The organism is Flavobacterium sp. UW10123 (assembly GCF_040538975.1).
GTDB lineage: Bacteria > Bacteroidota > Bacteroidia > Flavobacteriales > Flavobacteriaceae > Flavobacterium.
In genome coordinates this window covers 60,277-74,146 of sequence record NZ_JBEWQE010000003.1, presented here as the reverse complement: position 1 = coordinate 74,146, position 13,870 = coordinate 60,277, and the positions used below count along the sequence as shown (strand labels likewise).

12 protein-coding genes are annotated in these 13,870 nt (G+C 33.0%); 10 read left to right on the top strand and 2 right to left on the bottom strand.

Annotated features, from left to right (window positions below; all coding sequences use genetic code 11):
• Positions 1-90: 90 nt before the first annotated feature.
• The 7 genes from hisD (at position 91) to hisIE (ending at position 6,916) form a co-directional block, all read left to right on the top strand.
• Positions 91-1,374 carry a histidinol dehydrogenase gene (gene hisD, locus ABXT06_RS04685; protein WP_354589700.1) on the top strand — a complete coding sequence of 428 codons (1,284 nt, stop codon included), beginning with the start codon at positions 91-93 and terminating at the stop codon, positions 1,372-1,374.
• A 103-nt stretch (positions 1,375-1,477) separates the two neighbouring features.
• Positions 1,478-2,524: a histidinol-phosphate transaminase gene (hisC, locus tag ABXT06_RS04680; protein ID WP_354589699.1), complete on the top strand. Its 1,047-nt coding sequence runs from the start codon at positions 1,478-1,480 to the stop codon at positions 2,522-2,524.
• A gap of 191 nt (positions 2,525-2,715) precedes the next feature.
• On the top strand, positions 2,716-3,852 hold the full coding sequence (hisB, locus tag ABXT06_RS04675) for a bifunctional histidinol-phosphatase/imidazoleglycerol-phosphate dehydratase HisB (protein ID WP_354589698.1): 1,137 nt from the start codon (positions 2,716-2,718) through the stop codon (positions 3,850-3,852).
• Between the two features lie 87 nt (positions 3,853-3,939).
• Positions 3,940-4,530 (top strand): imidazole glycerol phosphate synthase subunit HisH, encoded by a 591-nt coding sequence (hisH, locus tag ABXT06_RS04670; protein WP_354589697.1) that lies wholly within the window; start codon positions 3,940-3,942, stop codon positions 4,528-4,530.
• 107 nt (positions 4,531-4,637) lie between these two features.
• A complete protein-coding gene (hisA, locus tag ABXT06_RS04665; protein ID WP_354589696.1) occupies positions 4,638-5,360 on the top strand; it encodes a 1-(5-phosphoribosyl)-5-[(5-phosphoribosylamino)methylideneamino]imidazole-4-carboxamide isomerase in 723 nt (240 codons plus the stop codon).
• Between the two features lie 84 nt (positions 5,361-5,444).
• A complete protein-coding gene (gene hisF, locus ABXT06_RS04660) occupies positions 5,445-6,200 on the top strand; it encodes an imidazole glycerol phosphate synthase subunit HisF (protein ID WP_354589695.1) in 756 nt (251 codons plus the stop codon).
• A gap of 113 nt (positions 6,201-6,313) precedes the next feature.
• On the top strand, positions 6,314-6,916 hold the full coding sequence (gene hisIE / locus ABXT06_RS04655) for a bifunctional phosphoribosyl-AMP cyclohydrolase/phosphoribosyl-ATP diphosphatase HisIE (RefSeq protein ID WP_354589890.1): 603 nt from the start codon (positions 6,314-6,316) through the stop codon (positions 6,914-6,916).
• 99 nt (positions 6,917-7,015) lie between these two features.
• Here hisIE and ABXT06_RS04650 read toward each other — a convergent pair whose 3' ends face one another.
• Complete coding sequence (locus ABXT06_RS04650) at positions 7,016-7,714, bottom strand: carbohydrate-binding family 9-like protein (protein ID WP_354589694.1); 699 nt, start codon at positions 7,712-7,714, stop codon at positions 7,016-7,018.
• Between the two features lie 167 nt (positions 7,715-7,881).
• Here ABXT06_RS04650 and ABXT06_RS04645 point away from each other — a divergent pair, with 167 nt between their 5' ends.
• Complete coding sequence (locus ABXT06_RS04645) at positions 7,882-9,537, top strand: M1 family metallopeptidase (protein ID WP_354589693.1); 1,656 nt, start codon at positions 7,882-7,884, stop codon at positions 9,535-9,537.
• 154 nt (positions 9,538-9,691) lie between these two features.
• Here ABXT06_RS04645 and ABXT06_RS04640 read toward each other — a convergent pair whose 3' ends face one another.
• Positions 9,692-11,236, bottom strand: a complete 1,545-nt coding sequence (locus ABXT06_RS04640) for a hypothetical protein (protein WP_354589692.1) — start codon at positions 11,234-11,236, stop codon at positions 9,692-9,694.
• A 155-nt stretch (positions 11,237-11,391) separates the two neighbouring features.
• Between ABXT06_RS04640 and ABXT06_RS04635 the strand changes: the two genes are divergently transcribed.
• Together ABXT06_RS04635 and leuB are read left to right on the top strand one after the other, a co-directional pair.
• The gene (locus ABXT06_RS04635) at positions 11,392-12,558 is read left to right on the top strand and encodes a 2-isopropylmalate synthase (protein WP_111378209.1); all 1,167 of its coding nucleotides are present in this window, start codon (positions 11,392-11,394) and stop codon (positions 12,556-12,558) included.
• Between the two features lie 51 nt (positions 12,559-12,609).
• Complete coding sequence (gene leuB / locus ABXT06_RS04630; protein WP_354589691.1) at positions 12,610-13,728, top strand: 3-isopropylmalate dehydrogenase; 1,119 nt, start codon at positions 12,610-12,612, stop codon at positions 13,726-13,728.
• Positions 13,729-13,870 lie beyond the last annotated feature (142 nt).

Below are 13,870 nucleotides of genomic sequence, written 5' to 3'. Positions count from 1 at the left end.
TTTTGAAAAGCTTGCTCCTTATGCAAAAAATAAACACAACGTTAATAAAGCCTAAAGCCTACAGCTTAAAGCTTAAAGCTAAAAAAAAGAATGAATAAAATAGATAGTCCAAAACCAGAAATCTGGTCAGAAATATTAAAAAGACCAACCAAAACGGTTGACGATATTGAAGTTACGGTAAAAGAAATTTTTAAAGAAGTTCAAAGAAAAGGAGATGAAGCTGTTGCTAAATATACTTCGATTTTTGACGGAATTTCTCAAGACAACTATGAAGTTTCTAAAGCGGAAATTGAAGAAGCAATTGGTTTGATTCCAAACGAACTGAAAGAAGCTGTTGAATTGGCTAAAGACAATATTTATAAATTTCACAACGCTCAAAAAACAGATCGCGTTTCTGTTGAGACTATTGAAGGGGTAAATTGTTGGCAGGAGAAAAGACCGATTCAGAAAATCGGTTTATACATTCCAGGCGGAACAGCACCTTTGTTTTCGACTGTTTTGATGCTGGCTGTTCCGGCTGAGATTGCGGGTTGTAAAGAAATTGTACTGTGTTCGCCACCAGACAAAAAAGGAAAAATTAATCCAGCGATTTTATATGCAGCAAATTTATGCGGTGTAACTAAAATTCTAAAAGTTGGCGGAATCCAAGCGATTGCGGGAATGACATTTGGAACACAATCAATTCCGAAAGTATATAAGATTTTTGGACCAGGAAACCAGTTTGTAACAGTAGCAAAACAATTGGCAACTCAGTTTGGCGTTGCAATCGATATGCCTGCTGGGCCTTCAGAATTATTAATTGTAGCTGATGATACTGCAGTTCCAGCGTTTGTAGCTTCAGATTTATTATCTCAGGCAGAACATGGAACAGACAGTCAGGTAATTTTAGTTTCGACTTCAAGAAAGCTTATTGATGAAGTAGAAAAAGAAATTCAATCGCAGTTAGAAGTGCTTCCTAGAAAAGTGATAGCAGAAAAAGCAATTGAAAATTCAAAATTGATTTATGTCGAAAATGATCAGATTGCTTTGGACTTAATCAATGAATATGGTCCTGAACACTTTATAATTTGTTCAGAATATGATGATTTCTATTGCAACGGAATTGTAAATGCAGGTTCTGTCTTTATTGGAAATTATACTCCAGAAAGCGCTGGAGATTATGCTTCAGGAACCAATCATACTTTGCCAACAAACGGTTACGCTAAAAATTATAGCGGTGTAAATCTGGATAGTTTTATGAAATCAATGACGTTTCAAAAAATCTCAGAAAAAGGAATTCAAAACATTGGAAAAGCTATAGAATTGATGGCTGAAGCCGAAGGATTACAGGCGCATAAGAATGCTGTAACGCTGAGATTAAAGAGTTTGCAATAAATTAAAGAGAACAGAATATAGAACAAAGAATATAGAAATTTTACGGATCTGATGAGAAGTCTATTCTCTTTATTCTATCCTCTATATTCTAAAAATTAAGATAATGAAATTTGATATAAATACAGTAACAAGAGAAAACGTAAAAGTCTTAAAGCCCTATTCTTCAGCGAGAGATGAGTTTGAAGATTTTGATACGGCCGAAATGATTTTTTTGGATGCCAATGAAAATCCGTATCAAAACGGTGTAAATCGTTACCCAGACCCACAGCAGAATTCTGTAAAAGCCATTTTAGCTAAGAATAATTTAGTAAAACAAAGTCAGATTTTATTAGGAAACGGAAGTGACGAAGTTTTAGACTTGCTTTTCAGAGCTTTCTGCGAACCTAATAAAGACAATATTATTTCGCTTCCTCCCACATACGGAATGTATGGTGTTTTGGCGAATATCAATGCCGTTGAAAATAGAGAAGTGCTTCTAACTACAGATTTTCAGCCACAAGTTGAAAAGATTTTAGAAGCTGTTGACGAAAACACGAAAATCATCTTTTTATGTTCGCCAAACAACCCAACAGGAAATTCATTTTCTGACGAAAGCGTGGTGAAATTGCTTCAAAACTTTAAAGGTTTGGTTGTGATTGATGAAGCGTATATTGATTTCTCGGATAAAGAAAGCTGGTTAACAGAAATCGATGAATATCCGAATTTAGTTATTACGCAGACACTTTCAAAAGCGTATGGTTTGGCCGGAATTCGTTTAGGAATTTGCTATGCTTCAGAAGAAGTAATTTCGGTCTTAAATAAAATCAAACCGCCTTATAATGTAAACGAACTTACGCAGCAAAGAGCTAAAGAACGTTTAAAAGATTCTGATAAAATAAAACAAGAAATAGCTTCTATAATTGAGCAAAGAGAAGAATTGCTTAAAGTGTTACTTGAAGTAAGTTTTGTAGAGAAAGTGTATCCAACAGAGGCTAATTTTATATTAGCAAAAGTAGATGACGCTAACAAAAGATACGATCAATTAATTGAAAAAGGAATTGTAATTCGAAATAGAACCACACAACCTTTATGCGAAAATTGTCTTCGTTTTACAATTGGAACAAAAGAAGAAAATGCGGTTGTAATTAGAGAATTAAAACTATTAAGCTAAAAAAATATATAGCCACAGATTATACAGATTAAAAAGATTTTTTATTCTGTTTGCGTTTAATTTTTTGCCACGAATTTACACGAATTGAATTAGTGAAAATTAGTGACCCAAGCGAAAGCGAATAGGCGAAGCAAATTCGTGGCAAAAGAAAATCTATTTAATCTGTGAAATCTGTGGCAAAACCAAAAAATATGAAAAAAGTACTTTTTATCGATCGTGACGGAACGATTGTTTTAGAACCTGAAAATTATCAATTAGACAGCTTAGATAAACTAGAATTTTATCCAAAAGCATTTCAATATTTAGCTAAAATTGCTAATGAATTGGATTACGAGTTAGCAATGGTAACCAATCAGGACGGACTTGGAACGGATAGTTTTCCTGAAGATACGTTTTGGCCAACACAGAATTTCATTTTAAAAGCATTTGAAAACGAAGGAGTTGTTTTTGATGAAATCTTCGTAGACAGAACTTTTCCAGAAGAAAATGCGCCAACGCGTAAACCAAGAACTGGAATGTTGACCAAATATTTGAACAATTCGGAATATGATCTTGAAAATTCTTTTGTTTTAGGGGATCGCTTGACAGATGTAGAACTGGCTAAAAACCTTGGCGCAAAAGCCATTTTCATGAACGATACAGACGGAATTGGAAGCAATGAAATTTCATCAAAACGTGAAGAATTAAACGAAACAATCGTTTTACAGACAATGGATTGGAAGAAAATCTATGAGTTTTTGAAACTAGAAGCGCGTTCGGCATCAATCACAAGAAAAACCAACGAAACGGATATTTACATCAATCTAAATCTTGATGGAACAGGAAAAAGCAAAATCGACACCGGAATTGCATTTTTCGACCACATGTTAGATCAAATCTCTCGTCATGGGCAAATGGACTTAGAAATAACTGTTAAAGGCGATTTAGAAGTTGATGAACACCATACTATCGAAGATACAGCAATTGCTTTGGGAGAAGTTTTCGCGAAAGCGTTAGGAAATAAATTAGGAATCGAGCGTTACGGATTCTGCCTTCCAATGGACGATTGTTTAGCTCAAGCAGCAATTGATTTTGGCGGAAGAAACTGGCTAATCTGGGAAACTGAATTCAAACGTGAAATGGTTGGTAAAATGCCGACTGAAATGTTTTATCATTTCTTCAAATCATTCACAGATGGAGCAAAAGCAAACTTAAATATCAAAGCAGAAGGAATTAACGAACATCATAAAATCGAAGCCATCTTTAAAGCTTTCGCGAAAGCGATAAAAGTAGCCGTAAAAAGAGATACCGAAAAAATGATTCTGCCAAGTACTAAAGGAATGCTTTAAAAGTTGTTTCAAGTTTAAAGTTTCAGGTTTCACGTTTTGTTGAGCAACTTGAAACATGAAACCTGAAACAAAACAAACAAAAAACAAATGAAAATAGTAATTATAAATTACGGAGCAGGTAATATTCAGAGCATTATGTTTGCTATTGAAAGATTAGGTTTTAAAGCTGTTCTGAGTAATAATCCAGAAGAAATAAAATCGGCAGATAAAGTGATTTTCCCTGGTGTGGGAGAGGCGAGTTCGGCTATGAGCAAACTTCGCGAAAGTGGTTTAGACAGCTTAATTCCTCAATTGAAACAGCCTGTTTTAGGAATTTGCCTAGGAATGCAGTTAATGTGCAATAAAACAGAAGAAGGAAATACTGACGGTTTAGGAATCTTTAATGTTGATGTTTTGAAATTCTCAAACAACGTAAAAGTGCCACAAATGGGATGGAATCAGATTTATCATCTAAAATCAGATTTGTTCAAGGGTATTTCAGAAAATGAATTTATGTATTTGGTTCATAGTTTTTACGCTCTAAATTGTGCAGAATCTATCGCCACAACAAATTACGATGTTGAATACGCATCGGCATTACAAAAAGATAATTTCTACGGAACACAATTTCACCCAGAAAAAAGCGGTGATGTTGGAGAAAAGATTCTAGGTAATTTTTTAAAAATTCCAATTTCTTAAATCCCAAATTCCAATTTGAAATATCAAAAATCAATAACAATCAAAATATCATCTCGATAACTATCGGGACTAAAATCTAAAATCGTTAATCTACAATCTAAAATCAAATGAGAATAATACCAGCCATAGATATCATTGAAGGAAAATGTGTTCGTTTGTCCAAAGGTGATTATGATACCAAAATAATTTACAATGAAAATCCGCTTGAAGTAGCGAAATCATTTGAAGCGCACGGAATTGAATATTTGCATTTAGTGGATTTAGACGGTGCAAAATCAAGTAAAATTGTGAATTATAAGATATTAGAACAAATCGCAACGCAAACAAGTCTAAAAATTGATTTTGGAGGCGGATTAAAATCGGATGATGATTTGAGAATTGCTTTTGAAAGTGGTGCAAATCAAATCACTGGCGGAAGTATTGCAGTAAAAAACAGAGCAATTTTTGAAAAATGGATTTCGCAATACGGTTCTGATAAAATTATTCTTGGAGCTGATGCAAAAGATGAAAAAATTGCAGTTTCTGGTTGGTTAGAAGAATCAAATGAAGATTTAGTTCCGTTTATCCAAGATTATCAGTCAAAAGGAATTCAGTACGTTATTTGTACAGATATTGCGAAAGATGGAATGCTCCAAGGCCCAAGTTTTGATTTATATAGCAAAATTTTAGCGGAAGCAAAAGGAGTAAAACTAATTGCTTCAGGTGGAATTTCAACTTTCGACGAATTGCCAAAACTAGCAGAATTAGGCTGTGAAGGAACTATTATCGGAAAAGCAATTTACGAGGGAAGAATTACTTTGAAACAACTTGAGAACTACATAATTAGATAATGAGTTAATTAGAAAATTAGATAATGGTTTAGAAATGCAGAAAATTATCTAATTGACTAATTCTCAAATTGACACATTAAAAACATGTTAGCAAAAAGAATCATACCTTGCTTAGATATAAAAAACGGAAGAACCGTAAAAGGTGTTAATTTCGTTGACCTGCGCGATGCAGGTGATCCTGTAGAATTGGCAGAAATATATTCTGCTGAAGGTGCAGACGAATTAGTTTTCTTGGATATTTCAGCAACAGAAGAAAGACGTAAAACACTTGTAAATATGGTGCGAAGCGTTGCGGAAAAAATTAATATTCCATTCACAGTTGGCGGCGGAATTTCATCTGTTGAAGATGTTGATATTCTGTTGAATAACGGAGCAGATAAAGTTTCGATCAATTCATCAGCAGTTAAAAATCCGCAATTAATTAATGATTTGGCTCAGAAATTTGGAAGCCAATGTGTTGTTGTTGCAATAGATGCGAAGCAAATCGACGGAAAATGGATTGTGCATTTAGTTGGCGGAAAAGTACCGACAGAACTAAATCTTTTCGATTGGGCTGTAGAAGTCGCAGAACGCGGTGCAGGAGAAATTCTATTCACTTCCATGGATAATGATGGAACCAAAAATGGATTTGCAAATGAGGCTTTGGCTAAACTTTCAGAATTAGTAAATATTCCGATTATTGCTTCTGGAGGAGCTGGAAATATTCAGCATTTTGTTGATTCTTTTCAAAAAGGAAAAGCAGATGCAGCGTTGGCAGCGAGTGTTTTTCACTTTAAAGAAATCGAAATCAAAGCGTTGAAACAAGAATTAAGAAATAATAATATAGAAGTAAGGTTATAAAATTCCAATTTTTGAAGTGCCAAATTCCAATCAATAGCAATATCAAAAAATCAAAAAAATAAATTTTCAGTTTTTAGAGTCTAAAATCTAAAATCTGAAATCTAAAATCTAAAATAGACATGGACATCGATATCAAAAGCGCACACGGATTAATTCCGGCTATAATTCAGGATTCAGAAACAAAAAATGTTTTGATGTTGGGTTATATGAACGAAGAATCGCTTCAAAAAACAATAGAAACGCAAAAAGTAACATTTTTTAGCCGTTCAAAACAAAGACTTTGGACAAAAGGCGAGGAGAGTGGTAATTTTTTGAATTTAGTAAGTATTAAAAATGACTGTGACGGAGATACACTTTTAATTCAGGCAAAACCTGTCGGACCAACTTGTCATACAGGTGCAGATACTTGTTGGCAAGAACCAAATGATGCTAATTATGGTTTTATTTCGCAATTAGAAAATACAATCAAAACGCGCAAAGAAAATGCTGATTCTGAAAAAAGTTATGTCGCTTCTTTATTCGAAAAAGGAATAAATAAAATAGCTCAGAAAGTTGGAGAAGAAGCAGTAGAAGTGGTTATTGAAGCAAAAGATGATAACGATGACTTATTTCTTAGCGAAAGCGCTGATTTGCTATTTCACTATTTAATTCTGCTTCAAGCAAAAGGATATCAGCTAAATGATGTTGTTGAAGTTTTAAAGAAACGCCAGAAATAGATTTTTTTGTTTCAAGTTTCAAGTTTCAAGTTTCATGTTCTGTGAGCAACTTGAAACTTGAAACTTGAAACTTGAAACTTGAAACTTGAAACAAAGTTATTACTCCACAAACTCAAAAACAGCAAATTCTTGCGGCTGATGAAATCCAAAAATTGAACTTTTATAAGGCTGTAAAGCAAGGTATTCGGTTGTGTTACCGTAATCAATTCTAAAAGTGTTTCCTCTCCATTTTGTTCCAATTTTTGGCTTTTTAAATCCGCCATTTTCAATTTTTTTGAGGCTAGAAAAAGGAATTTTAATTTCTACAATATATCCTTCAGGAGTTATTTTACTCGCAGCTTCTAAGCCTTTAATATCAAAGTACATTGCCGTATTCCATCCTCCGCATTCTGGTGAAATGCATTTTAAAAGTAAATCGTAATTTGTAGAAAATGCATTTACGCCAATTTCGATATAATTTTCACTATCACCATCTGGATCTATAAAAACTTCAACCAAATCATCGGTATTGTATATCTGAGAGTCTCTTTTTTGTGATGTTCCAATAATTTGAGAATCATTGCATTTATAGGCTAAGAATAAGTTTTCATCATTCCACGACAGTGAAACAAAAGTGTTTTGTAATGCTTTTTCTCCAGAATTATGAATTACAAATGGCCCCAGAAATGGATGATCCCAATCAGATAAGTTTCCGTCAATTATTATTTGCTTATTTGTTTTATGAACAGGAATGGTTTGTGCATTGGCAACTGTCGAAAACACTATAATTAGATAGAAAACAAGTGTAGTTAATCTCATATTATGAAATCTAAAATTTTGAAAGTACTAAAATAGAGAAGAATAATGAATTTGAATATTGTTTATTTGTATTGAAATGATAATTTTTAAAAAAACTTGATTCGAATGTTTACATTTGTTGAAGATTAAGCTGGTTTAATTACCTAATTATTTCAAATTTATAAATAATGAAAAAATACTTTGGTGGGGCATTTATTGCCTTTTTAGTTGGTTTTACTGCCAATGCTCAGGGACTTTTAAATAAGTCTGAAACCGTTTTTACACATCAAGATACTTTACGCGGAAGCATTACAAAAGAAAGAGCTTGGTGGGATTTAAAATACTATCATTTGAATGTAAAAGTAAATCCTTCTGAAAAATCAATTTCAGGTTCTAATACAGTTCGTTATACTGTTTTAACAGAAAACAATCGTATGCAGATCGATTTACAACAACCAATGAACATTACCAAAGTAACGCAGAACGGAAAAGAATTAAAGTTTGAGAGAGACGGAAATGCTTTTTTTATTACTTTGAATGAAAAACAAAAAGTTGGTGATACGAAAGAGATTGTAGTTTCTTTTAGCGGAAAGCCTAAAGAAGCAGTTAGAGCGCCATGGGATGGAGGTTTTTCTTGGAAAAAAGACAAAAATGGAAAAGATTTTATTGCTACATCTTGTCAAGGTTTAGGTGCAAGCGTTTGGTGGCCATGTAAAGACCATATGTACGATGAAGTAGAAAATATGCTGATTAGCGTGAATGTTCCTGGAGATTTAACAGAGGTTTCTAACGGAAGATTGCAAAGTGTTAAAAAAGAAAAAGACGGAACAAAAACTTTCAATTGGTACGTTTCAAATCCGATTAATAACTACGGTGTAAACATCAATATTGGGGATTATGTGAATTTTTCAGAGGTTTTTAAAGGCGAAAAAGGAAATTTAGACTGTAATTATTATGTATTAAAAGATAATTTGGCTTTAGCTAAAGTGCAGTTTAAAGATGCTCCAAAAATGTTAAAAGCTTTTGAAAACTGGTTTGGGCCTTATCCGTTCTACGAAGACAGTTATAAATTGGTTGAAGTTCCGTATTTAGGAATGGAACACCAGAGTTCTGTAACTTACGGAAATCAATACAAAAACGGTTATTTAGGACGTGATTTAAGCGGTACTGGCTGGGGATTAAAGTTTGATTTTATTATCATTCATGAATCTGGCCACGAATGGTTTGCAAATAATATCACGTATAAAGATATTGCAGATATGTGGATTCACGAAAGTTTTACAAACTATTCTGAAAGCCTTTTTGTGGAATATTACTACGGAAAAGAAGCTGGTGCTGAATATGTTATTGGCTGCAGAAAAAACATTCATAATGATACTCCGATTATTGGGCATTACGACGTAAACAATGAAGGATCTGGAGATATGTATCCAAAAGGTGCGAATATGTTGCACACAATGCGTCAGATAATCAATGATGATACTAAATGGAAATCTATATTAAGAGGTTTAAATAAGACTTTCTATCATCAAACCGTTACTTCAAAACAAATTCAAGATTACATCAATGAACAATCTGGAATTAATTTCAACAGAGTTTTTGCTCAATATTTAACAACTACACAAATTCCAGTTTTTGAGTACATGTTTAAAAATGGAACTTTAGGCTATCACTGGACAAACTGTGTTTCTAAATTTGATATGCCGGTTAAAGTCAAAATTAATGGTGTAGAAACTTGGTTAAAACCAACAACAGAATGGCAATCTGTAAAAACGGAAAATGAAGACAGAAAATTAGAAGTAGATAAAAACTTCTATGTAACGACTTCGAATATTGTAGAATAACGATTTATAAATTCCAATAAAAAAATCCCAAATTCCAATTTTAAACGGAGTTTGGGATTTTTTGTTTTATTTAAATCCGTCAGGTTTTACAGATCTGTCGGTTTTTTTTGCGCAAAAGGTTTGGAATTTGGAATTTCGAAAAATTGGAATTTATCTAACGATTATTCAATTTCGCTTTCTCTTTAATTATGTCAGCAATTTTTCTGTTTTCAATTTTACTTTCCAGCCACGAAATAATATCTAAGTACAAGAAAGCTCTTTTTTCGTAAGTATTCTTTTCAAGTTCTACGAAACGGGTATGCATTTTCTTGAATTCCTTTTTAATATCGGCAGGATAGAAATTATTTAAGTTTCTTAAAAACTTGATGATTTCCTTTTGAACTTCGTGCAAATCATTCATTTTCAATAAAAACTTATACGTGCTCTTTAAATGATTCTCTAAGTAATAATCTTTTCCAAGCTCATAATGCGCGATTAGAGACAATAATCTGGCAAAACACATTAAATCTTCACGCATGGTCAAGTTTTTGTTGTTGATGATTTTGTCTAAATAATTAATGCACTCATTGTATTTTTCGTTACCAAAATAAATAGAAGCAATTTTGTAGAAAAACAACATTTCGTGATGTTCATCAAGATGTTCGCTATGTAATTTAAGCTTGTTTAAAATCTCCGGAATCAAATATTCGCTTTCGGCAAAAGTTCCTTCGAGAATATGTAAATTCAGTTTGTTATTATATATGTAAAGAAACGATAACGATGCGATATTGTCATTTACAGGAAATTTTGGATCTTGGATTGTTTCTTCTAAAAGATTCAGGTATTTTTTGAAATTCGATGTATATTTCAGCATATATAAGGACTCCAAGAAATAATGATTCCCTTTTAAGAAAAATACAGGATTCAGATAAATCATATTTGGGTTGTCATAAAAGAGCTGAACCCATTTATAGGCAAATTTATAACTGGCTAAGAAGTCTTGAACCAAAAAGCTTCGCCATAAGTTGGCATTATAAAACCAATACTTTTCTCGGAAACCAAATTTACTTTCGTCTAGCTTCGCAATATGTCTGTTAAAATAGTCATCTATATATTTATACTCTTCATCGCTTTTAACATAACCAGTTTTCAACATGATTCCGTACAGTTGAAGCGATAAATTAGATAATTTGCTTGAAATTGTATTTCTGTAATTCAATTCTTTGGCCTGAATAACCAATTCGTCGGCGCGTCCTTGAATACTTCGGGTGATATATTGCGATTCTATTAATTTTTCAAACTCCACAATTTCATAGGCCATATATTTTTCGTCATTCTCTAAAGCCTGCTGTTTTGTTTTGTCTAATATTTTCAAACTCTGCTTATATAATCCTTTATTATAAAGAATAACAGCAAAGTCCATTTGTTCGCGAAGCTGATAGCGAATGTTCTGGCTAGGAATATTTAATCTTATACTAACTAGAATTTGCTTGTATAAGTATGATTTTAAGTTAGATAACTGTACTTTTTGGATAACACCGCTTTTCAGAATAAGTTTTTCATCGTAAACTTCAGATTTATCTAGAATATTGAATAATTCGATAAATTTTGTATTTGAACTGGTTTCTAATCGGCTTGCAAAAATTTTAAATTGCCTCTTTTCTGATTTCGAAAGTGATTTGATTAGAACAAATAAGAAATCTTTTTGATGGTTAGCCATTGTAAAAAATAATAATATAACTTATTGGTTATAAGTTAGTTAATATGGGATAAAACGTTTTATAAACAGTATAATTTCATTAAAATGAATTTCATACTGTAATAGTACAATATATATTTGTTATCAAGATGTGAAATTACATTAAATTAATGAATATGAATAGAGAGAAAGTTCAAATTTTTGACACCACTTTGCGAGATGGTGAACAAGTTCCAGGATGCAAGTTAGATACTAAACAAAAATTAGTTATCGCAGAACGACTAGACAAAATGGGAGTTGACATTATCGAAGCAGGCTTTCCAGTGTCAAGTCCAGGCGATTTTTTATCGGTCTCTGAGATTTGTAAAATTGTAGAAAATGCAACCGTCTGCGGACTAACAAGAGCCGTAAAAAACGACATTGATGTTGCTGCAGCTGCTTTAAAGCATGCTAAGAAACCTAGAATCCATACTGGAATCGGAACTTCGGAATCTCATATACTCCACAAATTACAAACTACGCCTGAAGATATTATTGCAAGAGCAAAATTTGCTGTATCACACGCTAAATCTTATGTAGAAGATGTTGAATTCTACGCTGAGGACGCTGGTAGAACAGACAATGCTTTCCTTGCAAAAGTTTGTGAAGAGGTTATTAAATCTGGAGCAACTGTATTGAACATTCCTGATACTACAGGATACTGCCTTCCTGAAGAATATGGAGCAAAAATCAAATACTTAAAAGAGAACGTAAAAGGAATCGAAAACGTAATCCTTTCATGCCACTGTCATAATGATTTAGGAATGGCAACTGCAAACTCAATCGCAGGAGCTATAAATGGAGCAAGACAAATTGAATGTACTATTAATGGTATTGGTGAAAGAGCTGGAAATACTGCCCTTGAAGAAGTGGTAATGATTTTCAAACAACATCCTTACCTAAACTTAGATACAAACATCAATACAAGAGAATTGAACGAAATGAGTCGTTTGGTTTCTGAAAGTATGGGAATGATCGTTCAGCCAAACAAAGCGATTGTTGGAGCAAATGCATTTGCACACAGTTCTGGAATTCACCAAGACGGTGTTATCAAAAACAGAGCAACTTACGAGATCATGGATCCGTTAGATGTTGGGGTGAATGAATCTTCAATCATTTTAACAGCAAGAAGCGGAAGAGCTGCTTTGGCTTACCGTGCTAAAAAAGTAGGTTACGAATTAACAAAAGTACAGTTGGATATCGTTTACATCGAATTCTTGAAATTCGCTGATATTAAAAAAGAAGTTGTAGACGCAGATATTCACCAAATTATTGAAGCTTCTAAAATAGAAGTTAATATTTAAAAAAAGAAACTAGGAACAATAAGGATTTAAAGACATAAAGAGCGAGAGATTATGAATTTAAAAATTGCAGTTTTACCAGGAGATGGAATTGGGCCTGAAGTAATTTTACAAGCTAAGAAAGCTTTGTACGCCATTGGCGAAGTGTATAATCATGAATTTGTTTTTGAAGAAGCGCTGATGGGAGCGGTTGCTATTGATAAAACAGGAAATCCTTTACCGGAGCAGACTTTAAACCTGTGTTTGAATACTGATGCAGTTTTGCTTGGTGCAATTGGAGATCCTAAATACGATAATAACCCAAGTGCAAAAGTTCGTCCAGAACAAGGATTGCTGAAACTGCGAAAAGAATTAGGATTATTTGCTAATATTCGTCCTATAAAACCTTATAAAGCATTAATTGAAGCTTCTCCTTTAAAAAGAGAAATCATTGAAGGAGCTGATTTTACCATTTTTAGAGAATTAACTGGTGGGGCTTATTTTGGAACCAAAACACTTAATGAAGAAGGAACACATGCTTCAGATTTATGTGAATATTCAGAAGAAGAAATCACTAGAATAGCACATTTAGCTTTTAAATCGGCACAAAAAAGACGCAAAAAACTAACATTGGTGGATAAAGCTAATGTTTTGGAAACTTCTAGATTGTGGAGAAAAGTAGTTCAGAAAGTGAGCGAAGAGTATTCAGATGTTAAACTTGATTTCTTATTTGTGGATAATGCAGCAATGCAGTTAATCTTAAATCCAAAGCAGTTTGATGTGATTTTGACTGAAAACTTGTTTGGAGATATCTTATCTGATGAAGCTAGCGTAATTACAGGATCGATAGGTTTATTGCCATCAGTATCTTTAGGAGAAAAAAGTGCCTTGTTTGAGCCAATTCACGGGTCATATCCGCAGGCAAAAGGAAAAAACATTGCCAATCCGATTGCTTCTATTTTAGCAGCTGCGCTTTTATTAGAGCATTTTGGATTAACTAAAGAAGCTCATGTAATCTATAAAGCGGTAGAAAAAGCAATTGAATACAAAGTAGTTACAGTTGATTTAAAACCAGACTCAAAATTCGGAACAAACGAAGTAGGAGAGTTCGTTTCTAATTTTATTTTCAGCAAAGATGATTTGCTGTATTTTAATAATGACAATGTAAGTATTGGGCAATCTACAATTGTTTAATATTTTTTGTTAAAATGTGAAGATAATCACAAGAAGTGTTGTGAATGTTGAGATTTTATTTTTTTACTTCCAGAAGTTTATTTACTTTTGTAACACTAAAAAATAAATGATGCAAATCTCAATTATTATTACTTCTGTCGTT